This window comes from Paenibacillus sp. TSM33, from assembly GCF_056099025.1.
The window spans coordinates 226710-253380 of record NZ_JBLZXB010000018.1; the positions used below are offsets into that span (position 1 = coordinate 226710).

The following is a 26671-nucleotide window of genomic DNA, read 5'->3' on the forward strand; positions in this document are numbered from 1 at the left end:
GTGCTATCCCTCGCTCCTTCCTCCATGTTACCCTCCATCCTTCCTGAGCGCAAAAAAACAGGCTTTCTCCGGTTTGGGGAGAAGCCTGTTTGAGTACAACCTATGGGCTGGCTCTGCTACACTGTCAGCCAGCGCTTGAACATATGCTTGGTCGTTTGCTTATTCATTTCGGCAATAGAAGTTGTCAACGGAATACCTTTCGGGCAAGAGCGTACGCAGTTTTGCGAATTACCACAGCCCTCCAGCCCATCATCTGTCATCAATGCATCCAGGCGCTCCTCCTGATTCATTTCCCCTGTCGGATGGCTGTTAAACAGGCGAACCTGAGATATCGCCGCAGGTCCGATAAACGTCGTCTTCTCATTGACGTTCGGGCATGCTTCCAGACAGACACCACAGGTCATGCACTTGGACAGCTCATACGCCCACTGCCGCTTTTTCTCTGCCATTCTAGGACCCGGTCCCAGATCGTAGGTACCGTCAATCGGAATCCACGCTTTGACCTTCTTGAGCGCGTTAAACATCCGGCTGCGGTCAATGACCAAATCCCGTACTACCGGGAATGTGCTCATCGGCGCAATCGTAATCGGTTGCTCCAGCTTATCGACAAGCGCCGCACACGCCTGACGCGGCTTGCCGTTAATCACCATGGAGCAAGCTCCACACACTTCCTCCAGACAGTTCGACTCCCAGCACACCGGAGCCGTTTCTTTACCTTGGCTGTCTACCGGGTTACGCTGAATTTCCATCAGCGCGCTGATCACGTTCATTCCCGGTCTGTAGGCCAATTCGAATTCTTCCGTATAGGAACTAGCATTAGGCTCATCCTGACGAGTAACCACGAACTTCACTGTTTTATTCGACTTCACTGCTTGCTCCGACATCTAAATACACTCCCTTCTGTTATTTACTCTTGGAATAATCTCGAACACGCGGCTTGATCAGTGAAACGTCGACCTCTTCATACGAAATTTGTGGTCCTTCCGGTGTCCAATCTGCTATCGTTGTTTTCAGATAATCATCATCGTTGCGGTCCGGGAAGTCCGGCTTGTAATGGGCCCCGCGACTTTCGTTGCGCAGCAGCGCCCCTTTGGTCATCGCTTCGGCCAGCTCCATCATATTCCACAACTGCCGTGTAAACGCCGCCCCCGCATTATTCCAGCGCGATGCGTCATTAATGTTAATGTTCGAGTAACGCTCCTTCAGTTCCTTGATCTTGTGAATCGTAGCTTCCAGCTTGTCATTATAACGAACCACGGTCATATTGTTCGTCATCCACTCACCCAGCTCTTTATGAAGAACATAGGCATTTTCTTTTCCGTCCATATGCAAAATACGCTCGTACTTCTCAGTCTGCTGATGGACTGCCGCATCAAATACCGAAGAAGCTACATCCTGGGCAGACTTTTTCAAGCCCTTGATATATTCCACAGCCTTTGGTCCAGCCACCATCCCGCCATAAATAGCCGACAGCAACGAGTTTGCACCCAAGCGGTTCGCTCCGTGATATTGGAATTCACATTCACCAGCTGCGAACAGACCCGGTATATTTGTCATTTGATTATAATCGACCCACATACCGCCCATTGAATAATGAACAGCCGGGAATATTTTCATTGGGATTTTACGTGGATCGTCGCCGACGAATTTTTCATAAATCTCAATAATGCCGCCCAGCTTTACATCCAGCTCTTTTGGGTCTTTGTGAGACAGATCCAGATAGACCATGTTCTCGCCATTAATACCCAGCCCCTCATCAACGCATACGCTGAATATTTCACGTGTCGCAATGTCGCGAGGGACCAGATTTCCATAAGCGGGATACTTTTCTTCAAGGAAATACCATGGCTTCCCGTCTTTATACGTCCAAATGCGACCGCCTTCCCCCCGTGCCGACTCGGACATGAGACGCAGCTTGTCGTCACCGGGTATGGCCGTTGGATGAATCTGTATAAACTCACCGTTCGCATAGCGAACGCCTTGCTGATACACTGCACCGGCAGCCGTACCGGTATTAATGACGGAATTTGTGGTTTTGCCGAAAATAATCCCGGGACCACCTGATGCCAAAATAACGGCATCCGCTGCAAAAGTCTTCACTTCCATCGTACGCAAATCCTGCCCGCAAATCCCTCGGCAGATGCCTTCATCATCCAGTACAGCCTGTAAAAACTCCCAGTTCTCGTACTTGGTCACCAAACCAGCAGATTCCCAGCGCCGTACCTGCTCATCGAGAGCGTACAGGAGCTGCTGTCCTGTCGTCGCGCCAGCGAAGGCTGTCCGATGATGCTGGGTACCGCCAAAGCGTCGGAAATCCAGCAGTCCTTCTGGTGTCCGATTGAACATAACACCCATGCGGTCCATGAGATGGATAATTCCCGGAGCCGCTTCGCACATCGCTTTTACCGGCGGTTGGTTTGCCAGAAAGTCACCGCCATAGACTGAATCATCAAAGTGAATCCAGGGTGAGTCTCCCTCACCTTTGGTATTTACCGCACCGTTGATGCCGCCCTGCGCACAAACGGAGTGGGATCTTTTGACTGGAACCAAAGAAAATAGATGAACGTGGACTCCTGCTTCTGCCGCCTTGATCGTAGCCATTAGACCTGCCAGACCGCCGCCCACGACAATAATGTTGGATGCTGCCATTTCTGCTCACTCCTTCTTTTCAGGATTTGTACTAAATCCCCTTTTACAAATCAGAATAAAATCTCAACACGATGTATAATTAAAATAACTCGTTTACAGTAGCTGTTTAAAAGGGCTGCATTGCACCAAGGCTGTTGCCGTTTCCTGGAATTCCGCGCTGCGAAATGCAAGCAGGGAAGCAACGAAGCCGATAGACACCACCACGAACAGGGTCATACAGATGTAGGAAGATACTTTTTGGGCACGTGGTCCCACGGTAATCCCCCAACTGACCATAAATGCCCACAGTCCATTAGCAAAGTGAAATGATGCCGAAACGACACTGATTAAATACAAAATAAAATAGACTGGGTTCGTCACTATGCCGTGCATTACGCCGCCTAGCTCCTCATGAGTTACATTACCCAATGCCACCTGAAAGCGTGTGTCGTATACGTGCCAGATAATAAATACAAACGTAATGACGCCGGAAATACGCTGGAACAAAAAGCGCCAGTTACGCGAATAGCCAAACCTTTTGACATTCGGGTCAGCCTGATAAGCGATATACAAGCCATAGATCCCGTGGAACAGTAATGGCAAGTAGATGAATAACGTTTCTAACACAATAACCAGCGGCAAACCATTCAGGAAGGCCACGCTGCGATTAAATCCTTCCTTGCCGCCCTCCACCGCTGTGAAGTTCGTCACCAAATGCTCAACAAAAAATAGAGCCAACGGAATGACGCCAAGAAGCGAATGCAGCTTTCTGGAATAAAATCCTCTCATCTAGGTCATGCTCCCTTCTCCCAATAATAGCGTTTTCAATAGTAATATAACATATAAAATGACAGTTCCCGACAGGAAATGTCCAACAAGGTGTCCCTTATAAGGAAAAACAAAAGTGTGAACATCTTGTGTCGCTTTTATGTTACTCCTTTTCGGCTTATAATGGAATTGCAATATACGTATTAATTATTATGTCTTTTTTGCATATAGAGAGGAAGTGGAAGATTTGTTTGAGGATTTGAACGCTTTTGCCGTCATTGTCGAGCAGTCCAGCCTGAATAAAGCCTCCAAACTGCTGAATCTGTCCCAACCCGCCCTGTCCCGCAAAATTGCCAAGCTGGAAGAAGAGCTGGGTGTCCATCTATTTGATCGTCGGGGCAAACGGCTCGAAATTACATCTACTGGCCGATTTGTATATACTTTCGCGCTAGAGCAACGGCAACGACAGCTTCGCTTCTTACAAAAGCTGTCCCAGCACAAAAATGAGGCTCAGAGCATGCTTACACTGGGCGCCAGTCTCACGACCCTCCAAACGACGCTGCCTACCCTCGTCGAGGCTTTCATGAGCAAGCATCCTCAGACTGAGCTGAAGTTGCTCACCGGCAAGACGCATGAAATCGTCGCCTTTGTACGCGACAAAAAGGCAGACGCCGGCGTTGTCGGGTCTGCCATTCATGAAGCCGGACTGCGTTGCATTCCGTTATTTGACGATCATTTGGAGCTAGTCGTTCCCATCGGACATGAATTAACAGTCAAGACAGGAACGGCCTCGATGAAAGATCTGCAAGGATTGCCGATGATTATTTTCTCCAAAGGAACCTGGTACCGCAGTCTGACGGATGACTTGTTCCAGCGTAGCGGCATTATGCCGGATATCCGTATGGAAATCGACTCCTTCGAGGCGATTGTACGCCTCCTTCCCACTTGCAAGGCATCTGCTTTGCTGCCCAAATCCTATTTGCGCAGCGAACTGCTGCGAGATAATGGACTTACTGCATTGTACTTGCCTGATTTGAAGGAAACACGCCGAACGACCTCCCTCATCTACTCAGAAACGGCCGATCTCGGCCCAACGGCACGACGCTGGATTAGCGAGACACGCGCATCGTTTGCAGGCTACCGTATGGTGTAGAGGATCTAGCCCTCTTCATTGATATTAACGACCTCATCCTCAAAGCGGCCGATATTGTCATTGGAGCCGATAATGACCATAATATCGTCTGCTTTCAGCCGATCCATAGCTGTCGGTGCGATCAAGATACCATTCGCCGTATGAAGCGCAACGATGCTGCAACCAAAGCGGGTGCGCGCATTTAATTCTGCCAACGTTTTGCCATTCAGACATGCAGGCACATTAAGTTCTACAATGCTGTATTCCTTGGACAGCTCCAAATAATCGAGCAGATTAGGCGTGACCAGCTGATGCGCTACCCGAATACCCATATCCCGTTCCGGATAAATGACTCGGTCCACCCCAAGCTTCTCTAACGCACGCCCATGCAGCACAGATATGGCTTTGGCTACGACTTTTTTCACACCCAGCTCCTTCAGCAAAATGGCGGTCAGGATGCTTACCTGAATATCATCACCAATCGCAACAATGCCGCAATCGAAATTACGGATGCCCAGTGACCGCAACGCATCTTCATCTGTAGCGTCTGCCACGACAGTATGTGTCAGGATCTCACTCATACTGTCCACAACATCCTCATTCCGATCAATGCCCAGCACCTCGCACCCCATATCCACTAATTGCAAAGCCAGGCTTGAGCCAAACCGTCCCAAGCCAATGACTACAAACTGCTGCGTTTTCATATCTACTCGAAAACTCCCTTATCCTATAATTATTTTGCCTTCTGGATGACGATACAATTCCTTACCCTTTTTCGGTCCAAGTGCATAAGCTAGCGTGAGTGGACCCAGCCTGCCTGCAAACATCGTTAGGGTAATCACCAGCTTGCCTACAACTGTCAAATCAGGTGTAAGCCCCATGGACAGTCCTACCGTACCAAATGCAGACACCGTCTCGAACAAGATCATCAGAAAATGATGATCTTCGGTTGCGGACAGAATCATCGTCACCCCGATCACGAACAGCAGCCCCAGCAATGTAATGGTCAAAGCCTTATAAATGCGTGCCTGCGCAAGTCGGTACCGAAACAGCACAATATCTTCCCGTCCCCGCAGCATCGAAAACACCGCCCCAATGAGCAGGGCAAATGTAGTGGTCTTAATCCCGCCTCCAGTAGAGCCAGGCGAAGCCCCAATAAACATGAGTATGATGATAAAAAACTGCGTAGCCTGCCGCAAACCTGCAATGTCCAGCGTGTTGGCACCTGCGGTGCGAGGGGTAACGGACTGGAATAAAGAACCCAGCAGTTTACCACCCCAATCAAGCGAGCCAATCGTCTTCGGATTTGTAAACTCAAACACAAAAATGACGAGCGTGCCGACGATAATCAGAGCAGCTGTCATGCTGAGTACCACCTTGGTATGCAAGGCCAGTCTCTTACGCTTGCGATATTCTACCAGGTCTGACATCACTACAAAACCAATGCCACCCGAAATAATGAGGAACATGGCTGTAAAATTAACAATCGGATCATATACATAACCTGTCAGGCTGCGAAATTCACCGAACAAATCAAAACCAGCATTATTAAACATGGAAATAGCATGCCATATTCCAAAATAAATCGCCCTGCCCACAGGCATATCAAACGACCAGCGAATCGAAAAAATGATTGCACATACGCCCTCAATCATCAGCGAGTACCATAGCACCTTACGGATCAATCCGACAATCCCTTCGACCGAGGTCTGATTCATCGCTTCTTGCAAAATAAGGCGCTCCCGCAAGGAAATCCGACGTTTGAACACCAGCGCGATCAAGGTAGCCATGGTCATAAAGCCAAGTCCGCCAATCTGAATCAGCGCAACGATGACGATTTGACCAAAGGTTGTAAAAAAGATCCCTGTATCCTTAACGACAAGCCCGGTTACACAGGTCGCGGAAGCGGCAGTAAACAGAGCATCTATAAACGCAAGTGGTTTTCCTGTTGTATTAGAGATGGGCAGCATTAACAATAAACTACCTATTAGAATGATAATGGCAAAGCCTGCAACGAATATTTGCGGTGGAGAAAGCCGAAGCCAGCTTGCATTGGGATTCATTTATTCATCACTTCTCCTCCTTAGTGAACTATGAGCATGGAGATCGCTCAGCTCATAAAATCACCAATTCTTTTCAGTTTCTTTCGTCCATTTCTTTTTTAAATCAGAAAAGTATCCGCAAAGCGGGATACTTTTGCCTTTCAATACTCACTACACTTTATACGTAACTACCTCATGGAACGTTTAATGACTTTAAGGCGGGCAGCAGCGATAGCGCTCGCCTTTGACTCTGAATTTTACCCTTATCAAGGTCTAGAAAATCAAAAAAATTCAGTGGCAACAGCGATTGGAAGACCAAATGGAACGCGCAGCGTCCTTAACTCAGCAAACTTTTATTCACACTTATACACACAAAAAAAGACACCGGAAAACCGAGTGCCTGACTTGGTTCCTGTCCACAGCCTACGAGGTTAGCTGACGGATTCGGACAGTACAGTATGCCCTATTTACACTTCCGGTCCATCAGGATCGGGTGTAAAATTCACCCCTATTAACATGGTTCCCCCGTTTTCTCATAGAAATTCGGCTTATATGTATATCATTACCCATATATTTCATAGGCATTGCCTTAAGATTATAATCCTTCTCTAACCAGATCACAAAACTGATTTCGCCGAAAAAACGTGAAATTGGCTTTAATTTGTTAATGGGCATCGCTTAATCATAGCTTATCTAATTTTATTAAAACTTTAAAGTGCTTTCGCTCTGTTTTCATGAATATCGCTGGTCTGTTGGCGGGAACCTGTGCAGTATGATATCTTTAATGGATGTTCTTATTTACAGATTAAGGAGGAAACTCATGAATCCTATCGGGAAACCGGTCGTGCTCACGGCCAACTTCAAAAAATTAGGCTTGCTGGGCGGGGTTGGCCTGATTTGCTTTTTTATCTTTCAATTGCTTATCCCCTCGCTTAGCAATCCAAGTCCGGAATCATTGATGAATGCAAAGGTTATCAGCAAACAAGAAGCGGTCATACACGCCCTGGACTTTGCCCGTTCCCAGCTGGGCTATACAGAATCACAGCCAGAGAAGCCTGTCGTGACCTATCAGGCTGAAACGGATTTGTACGGTTATTTATCCAGAGAAAAACTGCTTCAAGAGTACGATCGAACATGGAAAAAACATTATCCTTATGAAACCTTTCGGGTTGATCTGCCTGACTCCTCAGCGAAGGGCAAGCTGCAAATTCATGTGGATTTATCCACTGGGAAGGTCGTTAGCTTTAAACGGATCACCTCCAGCACCAATTACACACAGGCTGATGTTTCTACAGATGAACAAGCACGAAATAAGCTTGTACGTATAGCTGAGGGCGACATGACGCTCGAAGCTAAGGAACAGGCTGCAGCAATATGGATCAAACGCTTTGGCTTTAAGCCATCGGAATTGAAGCTTGCGACCACTCAGGGGGAAGGCGGATTAAAATATACCGTGGACGAAAAGAAAATCGGCGCCTCGGTGCTTACGCTGGCTTTTACTTTTGAAGACGGGGATGTTCGCTCGTTTACCCAAAGCTTTGCTGCCCCTTCATCCTATACCGACTATGTTAAAAAGCAAACATACTGGGCGAATTGGATGACTTATGCGGGTTATGCCCTATTTAGCTTTGTCCTGGGCGTCCTTGCCATTGTGTATGCGTCACTCACCCGACGACATACTTCATTTGTACGCGGTATTGTTCTGTCCATTGTATACTTTATTGCTAGTATAGCTGGGACCATGAACATGCTGCCTTTATTACAAGCAGAAGCAGGCAGTAAGGGCATGCTTATATTTCTTATGATATTCCAGGTCGGTGTTACCTTCTTTATGGCTGTTGCCCTCTATTTCTCCTTGGTCGGCGGTGACGGGCTTATGCGTCAGGTTGGACTCAATGCATGGCCACGGGCCAAAGAGCCGGGCTACGGGCTGTATGTGCTTCGCAGTATGTATGTCGGTTACTTGTGGGCCTTCATTTTACTCGGCGTACAATCCATTTTGTTCTTTGTACTGGAGCGCACATTTAATACATTCTCCACTACAGACGCCACGCAATCCCCTTACAATATGGCTTATCCATGGCTACTGCCGATTATGGCCTGGATGGCAGGTATTGGAGAAGAGACTGTTTACCGTTTATTTGGTATTCCGATGGTAAAAAAAATAGTCAAAAATACGTTTGTTGCTTGTCTGATCACTACGCTTATTTGGGCACTGGGACATACGCTTTATCCAATCTATCCAGTGATTTCAAGACCTATTGAGCTGACTTTTCTTGGTTTGCTGTTTAGCTTCGTGTTCCTGCGTTACGGCTTTATCGCTGCCATGTTCAGCCACGTTATTTTTGACAGCATACTCATGGGGCTTAGTGTGATAAGTCTGGGAGACACCGTGAATGTGAGCGCCGGTCTATTCTGGATCTTACTTCCGGCTATTGTCGGTTACATCATTTACTGGTTTAGTCCTAAAAAACCTAATCGAATCATGTTTGAACCCATGAAAAAAGAGGAGCCGTATTCTACGACTCCTCCTCCCGAAGGGCAGCTATAATCTGACGAGCAAGCTTATCCCCAATAGAGAGAGGCCGGAAGTCTTCGACGCTGGCCTCTCTTATTTTTTTGAGCGATCCAAAATGCTTGAGCAGCAACTTACGCCGTTTCTCGCCGATGCCTGGAATGGAGTCCAACTGGGAAGTTACCATAGATTTGCCGCGCTGCTCGCGGTGGAACGTAATGGCAAAACGGTGAACCTCGTCCTGGATCCGTTGCAGCAGATAAAATTCCTCACTATTGCGTGCAAGTGTCACGGCCTCAAATGTTTCTCCCATCAGTAGTTGGGAAGTTCTGTGTTTGGCATCTTTCACCAAACCACACACAGGTATAAACAAACCCAACTCATTTTCCAATACATCGGTTGCCGCTTTAATTTGTCCACGCCCACCATCGACAATGATCAAGTCGGGACGTTCAAGATTTTCCTTCAGCACACGTTCATATCGACGCCGAATAACCTCACGCATCGTCTCATAATCATCTGGTCCCTGCACAGAACGGATCTTGTATTTTCGATACTCCTTCTTGGCAGGCTTGCCATCAATAAAGACGATCATGGCCGAGACTGGATCAGAACCCTGAATGTTGGAATTATCGAACGCCTCTACCCGATGCAGACTATCCAGCCCAATGGCACGTCCCAGATTGCTTGCAGCTTTGGATGTCCGTTCCTCATCCCGCTCGATCAGCTTAAACTTCTCATCCAAAGCAACACGTGCATTTTCCGTCGCCATACCTGTCATTTGCTTTTTCAGCCCGCGCTGTGGCACAAGTACTTTTACATCCAACCATTCAGCCAGAGCAAGAGCTGCTGCAGATGGGTCCTCCAATCCACCGGATAGTTGAGTTTCAGTTTCCTCGGTTTCTTGGTCACCAACTTGGGCTGAATTCGTTCCTTCTGCATAAGCTGCTCGTGCTTCGGCTACCAGCAATGGGTCAGCAGAACGATCTGACTCCGTTTGTACTGCCTCCTCATCTGTAATCCCGGTAGTCTCAGCCGTAGTTGCACTGTATAGTTCAGTTTCTGTTGCAATCGGTTGATCGACATCAGTCGATTTTGCTTTCATCAGTTTAGGAGAATCCGGCAACAATATTTCCTGCGGTACTGCCGGGTTGTCGCTGTAATATTGCGTCACATAAGACATAAAATCACTGTAAGCTTCACCATAGAAAGGGAAAGTCGACATATGGCGCTCAATCATTTTACCCTTACGGACATATAGGATCTGTACACACATCCAACCCTTATCTACCGAAAAACCAAATACATCTCGGTCCTTCGCATCAGATGTGGTAATTTTCTGCTTTTCCATCATCGCGTCAATGCTAATAATCTGATCCCGTAGCTCCTTGGCACGCTCAAAGTACAATTCCTCTGCGGCCTCCTGCATTTTACGCTGAAGATCTTTTTTAATTTCCTCATGTCCCCCGCTCAAAAAGGAACCGATCTCCTGACTAATCTGGTCATATGTTTCCTTCTCGACCTCTTTCACACAAGGTCCCAAGCACTGATGCATGTGATAATACAGACACACTTCTTTTGGCATTACACCACACTTACGTAACGGATACATACGATCCAGCAGCTTTTTTGTCTGATGTGCCGCGTAGGAATTGGGGTACGGTCCAAAGTATTTCGCTTTATCTTTCAGAACGCGACGGGTTACCTCCAGCTTGGGGTGTGCCTCGTTCGTAATTTTCAAGTACGGAAAAGTTTTATCATCCTTCAACAGCACGTTATAACGCGGCTGGTGCTTTTTAATAAGGTTGCACTCCAGAATGAGCGCCTCCATATTGCTGCCTGTAACGATATATTCAAAATCACGAATATCGGCAACCAGTCGTTGCGTCTTGCCGTTATGGCTACCTGTAAAATAGGAACGGACCCGGTTTTTCAACACTTTGGCCTTGCCGACATAAATGATGGTGCCTTCGCTGTTCTTCATCAGGTAACAGCCTGATGCATCCGGCAGCAATGCTAATTTGTGCCGTATATTCTCCAGCGCCTTCTCCTGATTCTGCAAGTCCTCCGCATAGGTTTTCATTCGCCCGGTTCCTCCTTCCATTCTTAATGATTGCTCAACTTACTACTTATATTATATAGGAATAATGCACAAAAACGCCCCCGGTATATATAACCGGAGGCATTGACTGTTCATGGCGCTCCACCAAGCCCCCGCAGGAGCATGGGTCACATTCCATGATTATTGGTGTTTAGTAAGCATGCTTTTCAGTGCTTCTTTGGAGTTCAAACCTACCACTTTATCAACAGGCTGTCCGTCTTTGAAGACGATCAGGGTAGGAATACTCATCACGCCAAAACGGGAAGCAGACTCTGGATTTTCATCCACGTTCACCTTTGCGATTTTGACACTATCGCCAACTTCTGTAGACAGATCCTCCAGAATTGGAGCGATCATTTTGCAAGGACCGCACCATGGCGCCCAAAAATCAACTAAAACGGTTCCTGTGCCTTCGACTTCTGCGTTGAAGGATTGATCGGACACGTTAACAATTGCCATTGTATGTTCCTCCTTTATAGAAAAGTCAAGATTATTATAACCTGTAATGTCTGTTTCGACACCTTTTAATTATATCACAATAGTCTTTTAATTGTAAGATATCAAAAGAGCAGACAAATACCGCTTATCCTCGCTGATTTTTCCCCTTGACGGTAATGACATCCACAAATGGACGAATCCGGTCCATCAAGCGTTGTCCCTTATACATTTCTTCTCCGTCTTTGCTTGTAAAGCTAAGATGCTTCTCTAGCCCTTGCAGTGAGTAATTGGAAGTATAAAAGGTCGGTTTGCGGTTCATTCGGTAATTCAAAATGGAGCCCATTACATGATCCCGTACCCATGGACTCAAATTTTCAGCACCAATATCGTCAAATACGAGCAGATCACAATTTTTAAGCATTTCGGTCGTTTCCTTAAGCTTCTGTCCATCCTGAATCATGGACTTTAAGTCCTCCACAAAATCAGGCATGTACACAATCACACCGTTAAAACCCGACAGAGCCAACTCGTGCAACAGATAGCCCATCAAAAAGGTTTTGCCCGTACCAAATGTACCTTCCAGATAGAGCCCTTTTTTTAATAAACCCTGACTTTTGGTTTCTTCAATATAGCGGAAAACCTGGTTGACTGCGGGCACGCGTTGCAAATCTTTGCGCGCAATTTCCACGGCATTATATCCTTCCAACAGCGCGCGCTCATCCACATAAAAGCTTTTAATTCGCTGACGCACTCGTTGTTCATGCTGGGAGGCAACTAGCTTGGCGCACGGGGTCCGAATGTCCACCATTTCCGCTGTTCCATTGGGGTACTCCACGCCCAGCTTGCAAAAGTGACCCTGGAAATCGTTAGGACACCGTTCCAGTCCCGGACAGTTGTCGCAATTTCGACGATCCCGGGTATACTGAAAGAGCATACTCATATTAAGTCGCAATTGCGCTTCGTCCACATCAGGATGGGCAGCACAAAATTCCTGCACCAGCGGATCATTTAGAACCTGATCGGCTACGCTACGAGTACGTTGGCGAAACGAAGGGTTCTGCATCTGCTGAAGCAAATCACCGAGTGATTCCAAGAATGCTCCTCCTTTCTAAAATGTGCAGAGTTTGGAGGGCGATGGCGCTCCGCTGCCGACCGCCATAAAGTCGACACATTATTGCATAGGCTTCGCTCAATTTTTATAAAACCTAAATAACTTTAACGTGAGGCTTCCATTACACCTTTTTCTGTTTACCGGATTGCATTCGTTCGGCCAAGCGAAGCAGTTCATCCAGTTCCTCCTCGGATACGGATTCCTCGGAAGGCTGATCTTGTACGATCGGAATAGACGGCTTAGCAGGGCCATTATTTTTGGCATACGTGCGGGATCGGCCCCCGGAAGAAGCAGTAGACTGTTTTCCTTTTATCTTGGCTTGATCCCTTATATATTGAACGGCTTTTTCGTAAGTGTTTACCTGCTTTAGCAGCATGTTGGAGGCAACGGCCTCGACAAAGTTGCGGTTAATCCGCTGATCGCTCCCGGATACGAGTAGTGACATTAAATAATGGATCAGCACATTGATGACTTCACCAGGCAACTTATAGCTGATATCAATCTTCTCGAATATATCCAGCAGGTTGCCGGGAACCGTGCCGGGGAAAAAGGTTTGCAGCAAACGGCGATAAGGCTCGTTGCGCAACATCATATTATATTGGTGAATGTCACACTTGGCTGTGAATTGTGGAGGAACCTCCACATAAAACTCCATTTCCACAGCCTGTTCTGCAGGCGGCTCTTCAGGTGTGGAAGTTTCCCTCTGTCGCAGGGCAACCACTTTGGCGGCCTGCACTTGCTGCTCCTCCTGACGCTTCCGTTCCTGCCTGGAGTGTTGGCTAGCCCGAAGCTGAAGCTCGTCAAGCAATAAGTCACCTGCTTCGGTAAAAATGCCGTCCTCATCCAGCAAGCGGCTGATATCCTGTACAGAGAGATCAAATTTACGGACCACGTAATTGACCATACCTAATTGCTCGTGCTCAAATCGAAGACGCTCCACGTGCTTGCGATTGGCGGATTCACGCGGAAAACGAAGAATAATATCGGCATAGTTCAATGCTTCCTCCGATTCGGACGCTAATGCTCCAGTTTGACGGCTCGTGGACACCTCAGACAGCGCCTGTTCCAGCTCATAATCTATAACATGGGTGTTCAGCTCAAACAGTTCATAAAACGGAACCGAAATATTCTCTTTATTATGGGAAGATTGTGACCATTCGCTAGATTCCCTGCTCCACAACGATTCTCTCAGAGAAAGCACTGCAAACTTACCGATTTTGTCTCGCAACAAAAGGGTGAGGTGCTGCGTTCTGAAAAATTCAGCAGGTGCGAGCGGTGGCTGCATCTCATATTCATACATATAATCGTCCGTTTCGGGCGCATACAGCCTGGACGTCTGCAACAGACCGACAGCCTCCAACTTGGAGGTCTGTTCAATCAAATACTTGCGTCCCTTCTCACTTGGCTCCAGTCCCAGTGTCAGAAAAAGTCGACGTTGCTGTTCCAACGGCGAATAACCGATCTGTCCGACTGGCACATGCTGGAACAACAGTCGATATAGACTGACCGCAAATGCGCCTACCATCGGCTGATAGACACTTCCCAGCATCAATTCATCCAACGCGCTCAAGCCAAATTCCCGATAAACGCAGTAGCGGTGGTTCTCAGTATAGTGCAGCAGGTTTTTCATCCGCATTCCGACATTCTTCCTTTCCTGACATAACGTTCTCCAAGATGTTTTTCTATTCTATCATACTTGCCCTCGGGTGGGACCAACAAAATAAGGGCAATTGTCCTCCTTTTTGGCAGCTGTATTCGTCCGAGTTCTTCTTTTTTCAAGAATACTAACTATTTTATGACTTTTGTGACCTGCATCATGGAAAAATAATATTCTTCACACTTCTTTCATTGGTGAAAAGCTCCAAATTGAGCTACAATATAATGGTTAAACATCACGTATTGGATACAGGAACGATATACAGAAGTACACATATTTCGGCTAAGCCGATTACATTTACAGATCGTAAAGGAGTGTAGATCGTGAATCAACATCAACCTCAACAAACCCCAGCAACACCCAACGAAGTAACTTCCACACTGGAAGGCTGGTATGCGCTTCACGATTTCCGGTCCATCAACTGGACGGCATGGAAAACCGCCGATGATGAAGAGCGCGCGGGAGCACTGGACGAGCTTCAAGAGTTTATGAAGGAATGGAGCGTTACCGAGGAAGCAGGTCTGGGCAGCTCGGCTGTCTATACTATAGTCGGACAAAAGGCTGATTTTGTTATGCTACACCTGCGTGAAACGCTGGAAGACCTCAATAATTTGGAAAATGAATTCAACAAAACAACCTTCGCCAAATATACGACCAAAACTTATTCTTATGTAAGTGTGGTGGAACTGAGTAATTATTTGAGCAAGGAAGAAGATCCAATGCAAAATCCACAAATTGTCGCGCGCCTGAAGCCTGTATTAAACAAGGCTCGTTATATTTGTTTCTATCCAATGAACAAGAAACGTGATCTGGACGACAACTGGTACATGCTTTCGATGGACGAGCGTCGTACCTTGATGCGCAGCCACGGTTTAATTGGACGCAGCTATGCTGGCAAAGTAAAGCAAATCATTTCAGGTTCCATCGGCTTCGACGATTGGGAATGGGGCGTAACCCTGTTCTCCGACGACGCACTTCAATTCAAGAAGCTAATTTACGAAATGCGTTTTGATGAAGTGAGTGCCCGTTACGGTGAATTCGGCTCCTTCTATGTCGGCAGCGTGTTGAACGAAGAAACATTTGAAGACATGCTGAAGCTGTAACCACAACCGTCAGTAACATATCGCAGCATACAATTAAGGATTCCGTGAACTCCCACTTTCGGGACGACGGAATCCTTTTTTTATAAGACCTAAAGCTATAATAGAAGAGAAAAGGCCCCTCACGGGTGCCTGATTAAATCGTATTCTTTATGATTGCCAGGCCATAACCAAGGAATAATATCTCCGATTATTGCAGCACAGGCTCGCCCCCTACGGATGTATCCTCACTTTTCGCCAGCTTTCTTTTCTCCAAAGCGATCAGGATAAAGATAATAAGCAGCAAACCACTTAGTAAGACCAAAAAGCCTCCCAACTCGGGAATAAAATATTTTAAGTTCCCACCTTTGAAGCCCATACCTCTCAAAAACTTGAAATGCCAGGTCAATGGGAGAATATTACTAATGTATTGCAGCGATGTAGGCAGCATAGCTACTGGCAATTGAGCGCCGCTCAGTAAAAACGAAGGCAGTATAATTAGCATGAGGCGTGAGGAAGCTTTTCCCGGATTCGCCGCATTCCATCCCAAAGCCATCGCAAACAAACTCAACGTAATCGTGTACAGGAGAAATGGAATACTGAGCTGCCATACATTCGCTTCAAAGCGCAGTCCGCCAATTTGCTTAAGTAAACCAATGGACAGGTAAAAGGAAACACATCCTACTAACGCATACGGCAACACCCTAAGAATCAAACTATACGAATGCTGAAGCTCCTCTTTTAATCTTCCTTGCTCCCGCAATCGCGGGACAATTGTCAGTACAGTAGCACCAATCAGTGAAATCATGACCGTATTAATGAACCCCATAACCGAGGTCATCAAAGTAGCATTGGTAGGATTATATAACAGGCGCTGCTGAAGCAGCATATTGGAAGTAAGCCCTGTAACCTGGCTGTCACTCATTCCCATCCCCTTTAATCCACCACCAGCCAGCATCGCATTTTCCGTCGCCATGATCTCTGTGACTGCCGAGCGTAAATTTCCAGTAGCCTGACCTACCGTATTATCTACATAAAAACCGATGTTGCTCTGAACTCCTTTAATCCTATTTTCCTCCAAACCAGTTGGAAGGTAAATCACCGCAAAAAACTTTTCATTATATAAAAGTAAATTCGGATCGGCTTCATTCTCTTGCACATGGCGTACATCAATATACTGCGATGCATCCAATTTATTAATAAGTTGTCGGCTATAACTGCTATGATCTAAATCGACTACAGCTACAGAGGCATCGTTAAGCTGATTATTTTTAAAAACAAATCCAAAGGCTACAGCTACTACGATAGGAACGAGCAGCATGATAAAAACCATCTTACCGCTGATCATAAGCTTCCATTCTTCTATAAACGCCTTCATTTCGTCACAACCTCTACCGTCATTCCAGGTAATAATTCAGATGTTCGCTGTACATCCACCCGCACTTGGAAGGAGCTTATATCCGACAGACCTTTGTCCCGACTCATTCTCATGTTGGTATACTGAGGGGCAGAAGTAATGTACCTCACCTTGCCTTGGACATCTTTATCTAAAGCTACGACATGCGTATTCACATTTCCCCCAGCTTTAAACTGTGACATGGAATCCTCGCCCACATAAATATCGTAGTACAGCTGATTGGTTTCAATAACGACCCCCGTTGCCCCCGTAGAAACGATCTCTCCCATTTTAGGTACAATACGCGACACCTTACCATCTGCGGATGCCTTCAGCACCATACGTCCACGCTGCAATTCCAAAGTTTTGAGTTGAACACTTAATGCCTGCTTTTGTTGAGCCAGAAGATCCACATTGTATTCGCTATTCTTAACATCTTTTCGTGTTTGCGAGGTTTGAGTCAAGGCTTCTTTGGCTTTTTCTGTTTTGATACGAGCCTGCTGACGTTCCTCAGCAGTTGCGCCAGCCTCCATTTTATCCAAAGCGGTTTGCTGCTGAGCGATCCCATTTTTAGCAATGTCCGATTGTTTGCTAGCCGCTATAATCTGGTTATTGGCAATTTCAACCTGATCTTTAGCTGTATCTAACGCGATTTGGGCATTATCCAGTTGGTTCTTGGCGTTATCCAATTCTGCTTTGGTTCCAGCTCCAGCATCATATAACGCTTTGATACGGTTGTAATTTACTTTAGCCAAGTCCAGAGCCTGTTGTCTAGATGATACTGTTTTTTGCGCGATTTCCGCATTTCTTTTGGCTGTCTCTACTCCTGTCAGAGCTGCGTCCAACGATTGCTGTGCTGCTTCAATAGCCAGCTTTTGTCTTAGAATATCCTCCGCACGTGTGCCTTGATTTAATAAGGACTCTCCCACTTGTGCGGCTTGAATGTCCAACTGTCCCTGTTTTTCTGAAGTTGTAATTTTCTCCGACTGATTTTGCAGCCCGTCTTTAGCCTGTTTTATTTTCACATCAGCCTGTGCGATATCCGTTTTTAATTTCTCAATTTGCAAATCAAGGTCTACAGGATCGAGGGTCATGAGCACATCCCCTTTTTTCACCTGTTGTTCTTCCTTTACCTCAATCGTGTTTACTCTTCCTCCTACGCCCTGAAAAGCAACATTCACGGTATCTGCCGTAAGCAGTGTATTTTTTTGTTGGGCTGCCATACTCACAGCATCCTTGCCGCTCATTGCCATCAGCGTACCTCCAGTACCTAATGCGGCAACAAGTAGCAAGTACACAATGATCTTTTTATTCATTGCAACAAACTCTCCTTCATGATGATTTAGCCAATAATCGTTAAAAAATAATAGTCAAAAACAAATAAGTAACCTGATAATACGACGTCTAACTATTTAAGCCGGGAAATTTGATCATTCCCGTTTTATCCGTTCAAGTCCTGAGGAAAGCTTATTTAATAACGTAGCAAATAGAACATGATCTTCCTTTGTAAATTCATTCATTAAATCCGAAAAAAGCTGGATGAACATCGGAATTTTTTCCGTCATTAACTGTTTTCCTTCATCAGTCAAGGAAATCGCGGTCATACGTCGATCCGTCAGCGTACTTCTTCGGATGATGCCGTCCCGTTCCAGCTTATCAATTACGCTGGTTACTGTTGAACGAGTAACCCCTGAATATTCAGCCAGCTCTGATGGAGTCAACGCACGTTCATGTAAAAACAATGGCATTAAAATTTTCAGATTGCCTACAGATAGCCCATATTCCGAGAGTCTGGAAGACACTCCATTGTACACTTCATGTGCTGCCTGCACGAAAAGTACCCACGTATTCAACGATTGGGAGTCCACATTTGGAAACTTTTCAGTCAGTAAATTTATTCTCCTGGGATCGGCATTGATTTTAAAATCAGAATTCAATGTGAAGCTCCCCCTCTGTAATTAGTAATCATACTATACGTCGTCGAATAGTTATGAGTCAATATCTTTTTTTGTTCATTGAAATAAAAAAGGCCTCCAAGCTCCTTTTTAGGAGTTATGGAAACCTTTTGGCCTTAGAAAAACCGTCCCTTTTTCAGTACCAGTGGAATTCCGCCAATGATGAACAGATAGCGAAGATCCACAAGTTTTTTCAACTGTGCGGCCACCCAGCCTTTCATTTTGCGTTTACCTACTACAGCGACGGCTTCACCTTTTCCAAGAGATGCAACTGTACCCTTGTTGGAGAATACGAACTTGTGCAGCTCCTTTTTACGAAGCGTAGCGGCTAGATTCTTGGCACAAAGCACCCCTTGTTGCATTGCAATTTGGGCAGTCGGTGGATAAGGGCGGCCTTCCGGATTAAACATCAGGGAACTGTCCCCGATAATGAAAATATCATCATGACCCGGTGCACGCAGAAAATCGTCGATTTTCACCCTTCCACGCATCACTTCGAATCCGGCTTTCTCGATCAATCCGTTTCCACGGATTCCGCCTGTCCAGACGACCGTGCAGGCTTCAATTTTCTCACCTTCACCAACGATTACACCATCCTGCAGGCATTCCTTAATCGGGACTCCAATACGGAAGTTAACCCCTTTACGCTTGAGGACATCCATCGCATACTCCACCAGTTCAGGGTCAAACCCTGGTAATGCTGTAGGGGCTGCCTCGACGTTAATGATTTGAATTCGGTTAAAATCGATGTCGTAAGCTTTAGCCAGCTGTGGCAGACGATCTGCTAACTCCGCTACAAACTCAATGCCACTAAAACCAGCGCCCCCTACGACGAAATTTAGACGACCTGGCTTACCGTCATTTTTATACAGGGCAAGCTGGTATTCAATATGCTCACGAATCAGGCGCACAGAGTTAATACTGCGAATCGTCAGCGCGAATTGATCCATCCCTGGAATACCGAATGTCTCCGGCTCCCCCCCTAGTCCGATGACCAAATAATCGTAGGATAGCGAGCCATCCTCCAGCACGATTTTTTTCTCTTCTGGTATGATCTCCTTAACGGTTCCTTTGACTAAATCCACCTTGAACTCATCAATTAGCTGCGCAATCGGAACCCTCGAATGCTCAATCGTATCCGTGCCTGCCGCAGGCATGTGAAGATGTGTCGTAATATAGTGGTAATCATGACGGTTGATTAGCGTGACAGTTGCCTCATTGTGCTTGAGCTCCTTTTGCAATTGCTGAGCCGTCAATATACCGCCATATCCGGCGCCCACAATGACAATTTTGGGAATACTGCTCATGCTTCTACCCCTTCCGATATACATAATCATTCAATATTGACAGCTTTTCTCTCAACACGGTTAATTTATACTCACCGGAAAGTCTTCATCAAATATTAATCGCTTTAACTTTGCAAGAGGAACCTAGCAGTTTATAATGATAAGCAGTGAATCATACGTCCGGCGGCTATCTGAACCTCTATGCGGCTGATTCAATATCTACAATTCATACTATCCCTTTCGGAGGTGTTTTTAGAGTGACAGCTCAATCCACAGGTGCGGAGATCCGCGATCTGATCATAATCGGAGGCGGTCCAGCCGGTATTTTCGCCGCTTTTTACGGAGGAATGCGTCAGGCATCCGTCACCTTAATTGAAAGTATGCCCCAACTGGGCGGCCAGCTTGCAGCCCTTTATCCTGAAAAATATATTTATGACGTTGCTGGTTTTCCTAAAGTGACTGCACAGGAACTGGTCAACAATTTGGTTCAACAAATGAACCATTTTAATCCAGAGGTGCAGCTAGAAGAGAAAGTCGTATCGTTAGAGAAGAAGGAAGAACGCCACTTCATCGTCAAAACAGACAAAGGTGGCGAGTATCATGGTAAAGCGGTTATCATTACCGCTGGCGTGGGTGCTTTCGAACCGCGCAGACTGGAGCTTCCAGGTGCCGACCGTTTTGAAAAAACGAACCTGCATTACTTTGTCAGCGACCTGAGCAAATTTGCAGGCCGAAAGGTGCTAATCAGTGGCGGCGGTGACTCTGCTGTAGACTGGGCCCTTATGCTGGAACCGATTGCAGAACAGGTTACATTGATTCACCGCCGTGACAAATTCCGCGCGCATGAACACAGTGTCGAAAACCTCCTCGCTTCCAAAGTAAACGTGATTACACCAACGGAAATTGCAGAATTGCATGGGGAAGATACGATTACAAAGGTCACTCTTGCTCATGTAAAAACCAAAGAAACTCAGGAAATCGAAGTGGACGATGTCATCGTTAACTTTGGCTTTGTATCCACACTTGGCCCGATCGCTGAATGGGGAATTGAAATCGAAAGTAACTCCATCGTGGTCGATTCTCGTCAGGAGACGAATATTCCCGGCATTTTCGCTGCAGGAGACATCACCACCTATCCAGGCAAGCTCAAGCTGATTGCGGTTGGCTTTGGTGAAGCCCCTACGGCAGTCAACAACGCCAAGGTCTATGTAGATCCAGACGCCAAGTTGTCTCCGGGACACAGCAGTAACATGAAATTGTAGTTAGTTTAGACTATGACAAAAAAGGGTATTTTACTCCAGATTTGAATCTTTGGAGTGAAATACCCTTTTTTACGGTGTGCCTATTCGTTGCAGTGATTGTCCGTAAAGTCATTCGAACCCTGAATGACTTTACAGTCGCAGTACGAGAGCTTGTCCGGTCTAATGAAGGACTACGGCTGTATTCATCTCTAGATTTCTTTTGTGAATTTCAGCCAGCAACAGTGCAATGAAGTCACATTCAAGTTTAAGCTCGATTGCCATCTGATAGGAATCCAAAAGCATTTCATCCGTCAGCATAGCCATCCTCGACACAACCTTTCCTTTTATTTCAAAATCTATTCTATCAAAATACCAAAAACGGAACAAGCGTTCTGTTATCCACAGTCAATTGTGGAAATCCTGTGTATAAATTGTTGGTAAGTGTCGTTAACCCTTATATGTGACAGGGGATAATGTGGACAATATTTATACACAGAATTTTGGCGATTAAACGCAAAAAAAATTTTTTTTATGTTTATACAAATATATTATATTTACCATCTTGTTAATAGATTTTAATGGAAACTTTTTGAAGAAAACCTAAATTTATTGAGGTCTTGTGTTTACCTCTAAAATCCATACCCGTCCATTCCAATCAAGTCCGTAATCAAATCCCAGTTGTCCGATCCCGGGAAATCTTCTTTCAAGTATAGGAATACAGTGCTGTGTAAGTTCAACGATCTCCCGCCGCTTTCGTCTAGCTAGCCGTCGCGGATATATCATTCGAAGTGCCTCTGTTCCCTTTAGCAAAGTTCCGCCTTTGCACAGATTCGTTATGACCAGTCCGGGACGAGCATGACGCGCCACCACTGCACGCAACTCCCATTTTTCCCCTTCCTTTACGACTTTGACTCGATAGTCAACAGGTCTACCTTGGATACTTGCTAGTTGAATACCTTGCTGAATGAGATACGGACGTTGGATTCGGAGCTTATTGATTCCGACCACAAGCGCGCTAAAATGGCTGAACCGATGTGTTTGTTCCATACGCGTACAGGTGTAGCCCCTCCCCTCATGTGCCACGCGCATGACTCCGACCCCTCCGCCTCCTTTTACGGGTTTTATAAATACAAAAGCATGCCGCCGCAGCATCATGCGCAATTGTTCTTCACTATATAGAGAGGTTTCCGGTATATAAACGGCGGTATGTGGATGATGGAGCAGCGCCTTCGTCTTTAGCCATTTGCTTGCAAGTTGTCTCATCTAATTCTCTCCTTTCGCCGTCAGGTATACTTATACATACTCAATAGGGGTGTGCTATTCTTGGATGATTGTCAGGATCATGTGTCTATTTCGACAAGATCATGGCGAACGGTAGCATGCACCGGACAACACTGGTACAATGACAATAATCTGAATACCACTTAGAACGGAGCAGTTGAATTTGCTGTAAATTGTTTCTTTCAACAAGGAGGTCAACTCATGAATAGCAAAATTGGCATCATGGACATTGGCTCAAACTCCATACGTCTCGTGATCTATGAAATGACAGAGATAGGAGCTTATCGAATTGTGCAGGAATGCAAAGAAGCTGCCCGACTGAGCGAAAAGGTTGGGGCCAACGGCCGTATGGAACGAGAAGCAATCCGCAGCATCGCTCCATTGCTACGACAATTTATGGAAGTTTGCCGTATGCACGGGGTTGCTCGAATGCGTGCAGCAGCAACAGCGGCCATCCGCAATGCGGCCAATTCGGACGAAATTGTTCAATGGATTGCGGAAGAGACCAATCTAACATTGGAAATCCTGAGCGGGGAGCAAGAGGGGTATGCCGGTTTTCTAGGCGTAGTGAATACAATGAATGTGAGTGACGGAATTATTATTGACATCGGGGGCGGCAGTACCGAAATTACGCTGTTCCGGGATCGGACGCGACTGCATACGGTTTCATTTCCCTTTGGCGCAGTCAATATGAATTGGCGCTTTGGACGTGAGGTTAAGAATGGCGAATGGTCTCCTGGACAGATTGAGGAAATGGAGAGCTTTGTCCGTTCTTCACTGCAAAACCATGATTGGATCTTCTCCAATCCGGGTCTGCCGTTTATCGGTCTGGGTGGAACCCTTCGTACTTTGGCTAAAATCAATCAGAAACGGCGGGATTACTCGCTTCCTGTGACACACCATTACGAAATGACAATAGAAGATGTCGATTATTTCTATAGCAGTCTGCCCCATCTCTCCTATGAAAAACGCAAAAAAACAGCCGGCCTGTCCAAAGACAGAGCCGACATTATCGTACCGGGTCTCATTATATTGAAAACAATCTTTGAAGCTGCTCAAGGTTCTGCATATTTGGTCAGTGGAGCGGGTCTGCGAGACGGCCTGTTTCATGAGCTAGTCAACGCTGAACAGCCTGTGGTGGCTAATCCGCTCATCGCGTCCATTCGCAATATCCTGTCGTTTGCTGTCCCGGTTAGCGAAGCACATGTCAAGCGGGTTAACGAGTACGCCGTCCGGCTCTATGACACTTTAGCTGAGGGACCCTCAATCGTTATGGACAAACGTTTGTTACTGGCCGCAGCAACTCTTTACAAAACAGGCGCAGCCTTGAATTACTATCACTTCCGCCAGCATTCCGTGTTCTGGATCTTGCACGCAGGCATCGGCGGTTTATCTCACCGGGAAACGGTGCTAGCCGCGCTGATCGCTGATTATCATCCCAAAAACCGGACCCCCCGCTTGCTGCGCACACATGCAGATATTTTGGAGCCTTCCGACGAAGAACGTGTACATCGGCTCGGCTCGCTGCTCCAGCTAGCCATCGGCATGGATCGTAGCGAATCCGGTATCATCACCAGCATCCATCCCACGACAGGAGACGATGCGCTGCATATTCGTCTGGAGAGCAAAAGTGAACCAATTCTGGAGCAACGGGAGCTGGTCGCTGTCGCAAAAGATTTTCAAAAGGCCTGGAATCTTACGTTGTCGTGGTCCATTCTTCCTTCTTCCAGTTTTTAACCTTCATCGCTTCGAATTGGCTCCTGATGGGAGCCTCTTCGTTGTTTCTTGCTACAAACTGATAGCTACCATTAGGCAAAAGCTGGCGCGCCTTCACATTATCTTTCAAGGATAAACGTAAAATATCCACCAGCATTTCTTTGATTCGGTCGTCATAAATCGGGCACATCAGCTCAATCCGGCGAGTCAGATTGCGCGTCATCCAATCCGCGCTGGACAAGAATAGCTCCGAATGACCTGCATTTTCAAAGTAGAACAGTCTGGAATGCTCCAAGAAACGGTCGACAATACTGATAACCCGAATGTTCTCGCTAAAGCCCTCCACTCCAGGGCGTAAACAGCAGACTCCTCGAATGATTAAATCAATCTTTACACCTGCCTGAGAAGCCGCATATAGTTCATCAATCATTTCCTGATTGGATAAAGAATTAATTTTAGCAATAATACGGGCTGGCTTGCCTGCAAGTGCTTGCTCCGCTTCCCTGCGGATCAGCTCGAACAGCTTATTTTTCATTCCCGTCGGAGCTACGGTGAAAGCTTGCGGAGCCTTGAGCGCCGAGAAGCCCGTGATTTCATTGAACAGCTCAGAGGCATCCTCACCCAGCACCGGATCCGCTGTGAATAACCCGATATCCGTATATACACGTGCCGTGCTTTCATTGTAATTGCCAGTTCCCACATGCACGTATCGTTTGAGCACATTACGTTCATGACGTACTATTAGAATAATTTTGGCGTGTGTTTTCAAGCCGACCAACCCGTATACTACATGACAGCCAGCTTTTTCAAGCGTACGCGCCCAAGCAATATTACGTTCTTCATCAAAACGTGCCTTCAGTTCGACCACTACGGTCACCTGCTTGCCCGATTCGGCTGCACGTGCCAGAGCCGGAATGAGCTTCGATTCTCCATTGACACGGTACAGGGTCATCTTAATGGCCATCACATCCGGGTCCTCTGATGCCTCAATGATAAAATCAGTTACTGCATCGAACGATTCATACGGATGGTACACGAGCACGTCCCGTTTGCGAAGTACGTTAAAGATATCCTCTTGCGGAGGCAGTTCTTCCGGATACAATGGTTTGATTGCCGGAAATTTCAGATGCGAATACCCCTCTAAATGATCGGCAAAAGACGACAAAAACGTCAGATCTAACGGCCCGTCGATCTCAAATACATGATCAAACAGCTTGAATTCGCGTTGAAGTTCCGTCAGGGCAAAGGGATTAATCCCTTTTTCCACTTCCAGTCTGACCGGTGCTCCCCGCCGTCTTCGACGCAGTTCTTTTTCAATCTCTTCGAGCAAATCTTCGATCTCTTCTTCATTAATGGACAAATCAGAGTTACGCGTAACCCGAAAGGCATGAACCGCCTCGGGAATATATCCGGAAAACAACGTTTGTATATGATGCTTAATCAGTTCCTCAATTAAAATAAACGATTTCTTCTTGCTATTGGAACGTAACGGCACCGAAACAACACGCGGAATATTGGAAGGCACCTGCACAATGGCAAAAAGCGGCTTATCCTCCTCCGTATCTCCCGGACGTTTCAAGACAACTGCCAAATATACGTATTTATTGTGAACCAGTGGAAAAGGACGGCTCTGATCGACCGCCATCGGGGTGAGCACCGGAAATATAATTTCATGAAAATATGCATCCAGCGACTTGCGCTGTGTCGTATTTAAGTCATTATATTCAAGCAGCAAAAGACCTTTTTTCGTCAATAGGCGAGAAATATCACGATAGGTCCGGTATTGCTCGGATACCATCGAGACGGTACGCTTGATCAGCCGCTTGTACAAACCGGAGGGGGTATATCCCGTAAAATCCTTTTGCATAAAACCAGCCTTGATCTTCTCGCGCGTCTCTGCAACACGAACAGCCATAAACTCATCCAAATTGCTGGACACAATTGCTAAGAATTTGGCTCTCTCCAGCAACGGTGTATCTGCATCCTGAGCCTCCTGAAGCACACGGCGATTAAATTCAATCCAGCTTAAATCTCGGTTAAAGTAACGTTCTGACCCGGCTTTATCCTTCTTCTGACTCTCTATCAACATATGGCCTCCATCAATTTCATGCAGTATAGTTACCCTTTATTGTACTATTAGATGAAACGCACTAGCATCACAGAAGTGTAAACGCAATGTAAAATGTGTGTAAACGCACAATGGATGTTGAAAAGGTCAAACGGATGCTTTACAAAAATAGCATTAAGCGGTACAGTGTTTACGTCTGTTTCATAGAGTAGAATGACGAACCGTACCTTTTTCAGTTGATTAAGTTCATTATGATG

Annotated in this window: 21 protein-coding genes and 1 riboswitch; of the genes, 5 read left to right on the plus strand and 16 right to left on the minus strand. The window is 46.3% G+C overall.

What is annotated here, in order from left to right; genetic code table 11:
• Positions 1-116: 116 nt before the first annotated feature.
• From sdhB to ACN6NF_RS20095, 3 genes are all read right to left on the minus strand, one after another.
• Positions 117-884: a succinate dehydrogenase iron-sulfur subunit gene (gene sdhB, locus ACN6NF_RS20085; RefSeq protein WP_013372870.1), complete on the minus strand. Its 768-nt coding sequence runs from the start codon at positions 882-884 to the stop codon at positions 117-119.
• A gap of 19 nt (positions 885-903) precedes the next feature.
• On the minus strand, positions 904-2649 hold the full coding sequence (gene sdhA / locus ACN6NF_RS20090; RefSeq protein ID WP_474319275.1) for a succinate dehydrogenase flavoprotein subunit: 1746 nt from the start codon (positions 2647-2649) through the stop codon (positions 904-906).
• Positions 2650-2742: 93 nt separating this feature from the next.
• Positions 2743-3417 carry a succinate dehydrogenase cytochrome b558 subunit gene (locus ACN6NF_RS20095; protein ID WP_474319276.1) on the minus strand — a complete coding sequence of 225 codons (675 nt, stop codon included), beginning with the start codon at positions 3415-3417 and terminating at the stop codon, positions 2743-2745.
• 226 nt (positions 3418-3643) lie between these two features.
• Between ACN6NF_RS20095 and ACN6NF_RS20100 the strand changes: the two genes are divergently transcribed.
• On the plus strand, positions 3644-4549 hold the full coding sequence (locus ACN6NF_RS20100; protein ID WP_016820037.1) for a LysR family transcriptional regulator: 906 nt from the start codon (positions 3644-3646) through the stop codon (positions 4547-4549).
• 5 nt (positions 4550-4554) lie between these two features.
• Here the strand turns inward: ACN6NF_RS20100 and ACN6NF_RS20105 are convergent, their stop codons facing one another.
• Positions 4555-5232 (minus strand): potassium channel family protein, encoded by a 678-nt coding sequence (locus ACN6NF_RS20105; RefSeq protein ID WP_474319278.1) that lies wholly within the window; start codon positions 5230-5232, stop codon positions 4555-4557.
• An 18-nt stretch (positions 5233-5250) separates the two neighbouring features.
• Positions 5251-6591, minus strand: coding sequence for a TrkH family potassium uptake protein (locus ACN6NF_RS20110; protein ID WP_474319279.1), 1341 nt, complete (start codon positions 6589-6591; stop codon positions 5251-5253).
• 384 nt (positions 6592-6975) lie between these two features.
• Positions 6976-7129: riboswitch (cyclic di-AMP (ydaO/yuaA leader) on the minus strand.
• Positions 7130-7390: 261 nt separating this feature from the next.
• Between ACN6NF_RS20110 and ACN6NF_RS20115 the strand changes: the two genes are divergently transcribed.
• Complete coding sequence (locus tag ACN6NF_RS20115) at positions 7391-9121, plus strand: CPBP family intramembrane glutamic endopeptidase (RefSeq protein ID WP_474319280.1); 1731 nt, start codon at positions 7391-7393, stop codon at positions 9119-9121.
• Here ACN6NF_RS20115 and uvrC read toward each other — a convergent pair.
• The 4 genes from uvrC to ACN6NF_RS20135 all read right to left on the minus strand — a co-directional run bounded on the left by uvrC (position 9090) and on the right by ACN6NF_RS20135 (position 14371).
• On the minus strand, positions 9090-11168 hold the full coding sequence (gene uvrC / locus ACN6NF_RS20120) for an excinuclease ABC subunit UvrC (RefSeq protein ID WP_474319282.1): 2079 nt from the start codon (positions 11166-11168) through the stop codon (positions 9090-9092). The two genes, ACN6NF_RS20115 and uvrC, sit on opposite strands and share 32 nt — an antisense overlap.
• A gap of 159 nt (positions 11169-11327) precedes the next feature.
• Positions 11328-11645, minus strand: coding sequence for a thioredoxin (trxA, locus tag ACN6NF_RS20125; RefSeq protein ID WP_010347861.1), 318 nt, complete (start codon positions 11643-11645; stop codon positions 11328-11330).
• Between the two features lie 124 nt (positions 11646-11769).
• Positions 11770-12717: a primosomal protein DnaI gene (dnaI, locus tag ACN6NF_RS20130; protein WP_474319285.1), complete on the minus strand. Its 948-nt coding sequence runs from the start codon at positions 12715-12717 to the stop codon at positions 11770-11772.
• Between the two features lie 139 nt (positions 12718-12856).
• Positions 12857-14371 carry a replication initiation and membrane attachment family protein gene (locus ACN6NF_RS20135; protein ID WP_474319287.1) on the minus strand — a complete coding sequence of 505 codons (1515 nt, stop codon included), beginning with the start codon at positions 14369-14371 and terminating at the stop codon, positions 12857-12859.
• A gap of 344 nt (positions 14372-14715) precedes the next feature.
• Here ACN6NF_RS20135 and hemQ point away from each other — a divergent pair, with 344 nt between their 5' ends.
• Complete coding sequence (hemQ, locus tag ACN6NF_RS20140; protein WP_474319288.1) at positions 14716-15495, plus strand: hydrogen peroxide-dependent heme synthase; 780 nt, start codon at positions 14716-14718, stop codon at positions 15493-15495.
• A 187-nt stretch (positions 15496-15682) separates the two neighbouring features.
• Here hemQ and ACN6NF_RS20145 read toward each other — a convergent pair whose 3' ends face one another.
• From ACN6NF_RS20145 to ACN6NF_RS20160, 4 genes are all read right to left on the minus strand, one after another.
• Positions 15683-16849, minus strand: coding sequence for an ABC transporter permease (locus ACN6NF_RS20145; protein WP_474319289.1), 1167 nt, complete (start codon positions 16847-16849; stop codon positions 15683-15685).
• On the minus strand, positions 16846-18183 hold the full coding sequence (locus ACN6NF_RS20150) for an HlyD family secretion protein (protein ID WP_474319291.1): 1338 nt from the start codon (positions 18181-18183) through the stop codon (positions 16846-16848). The genes ACN6NF_RS20145 and ACN6NF_RS20150 overlap by 4 nt, the downstream gene beginning before the upstream one ends.
• Before the next feature lie 114 nt (positions 18184-18297).
• Positions 18298-18804 carry a MarR family winged helix-turn-helix transcriptional regulator gene (locus ACN6NF_RS20155; protein WP_474319293.1) on the minus strand — a complete coding sequence of 169 codons (507 nt, stop codon included), beginning with the start codon at positions 18802-18804 and terminating at the stop codon, positions 18298-18300.
• Between the two features lie 134 nt (positions 18805-18938).
• The gene (locus ACN6NF_RS20160) at positions 18939-20129 is read right to left on the minus strand and encodes an NAD(P)/FAD-dependent oxidoreductase (protein WP_474319295.1); all 1191 of its coding nucleotides are present in this window, start codon (positions 20127-20129) and stop codon (positions 18939-18941) included.
• A gap of 236 nt (positions 20130-20365) precedes the next feature.
• Between ACN6NF_RS20160 and ACN6NF_RS20165 the strand changes: the two genes are divergently transcribed.
• Positions 20366-21370, plus strand: a complete 1005-nt coding sequence (locus ACN6NF_RS20165; RefSeq protein WP_016820026.1) for an NAD(P)/FAD-dependent oxidoreductase — start codon at positions 20366-20368, stop codon at positions 21368-21370.
• A 159-nt stretch (positions 21371-21529) separates the two neighbouring features.
• Here the strand turns inward: ACN6NF_RS20165 and sda are convergent, their stop codons facing one another.
• Positions 21530-21673: a sporulation histidine kinase inhibitor Sda gene (gene sda / locus ACN6NF_RS20170; protein WP_007431918.1), complete on the minus strand. Its 144-nt coding sequence runs from the start codon at positions 21671-21673 to the stop codon at positions 21530-21532.
• A 282-nt stretch (positions 21674-21955) separates the two neighbouring features.
• The gene (locus tag ACN6NF_RS20175) at positions 21956-22612 is read right to left on the minus strand and encodes a YheC/YheD family protein (protein WP_474319297.1); all 657 of its coding nucleotides are present in this window, start codon (positions 22610-22612) and stop codon (positions 21956-21958) included.
• A gap of 219 nt (positions 22613-22831) precedes the next feature.
• On the opposite strand from ACN6NF_RS20175, the gene ACN6NF_RS20180 reads away from it, so the two are divergent.
• Entirely contained in the window at positions 22832-24367 is a 1536-nt protein-coding gene (locus tag ACN6NF_RS20180; protein ID WP_474319298.1) for a Ppx/GppA phosphatase family protein, read from the plus strand.
• Here the strand turns inward: ACN6NF_RS20180 and ppk1 are convergent.
• Positions 24327-26435: a polyphosphate kinase 1 gene (gene ppk1 / locus ACN6NF_RS20185; protein ID WP_474319300.1), complete on the minus strand. Its 2109-nt coding sequence runs from the start codon at positions 26433-26435 to the stop codon at positions 24327-24329. The two genes, ACN6NF_RS20180 and ppk1, sit on opposite strands and share 41 nt — an antisense overlap.
• Between the last annotated feature and the right edge of the window lie 236 nt (positions 26436-26671).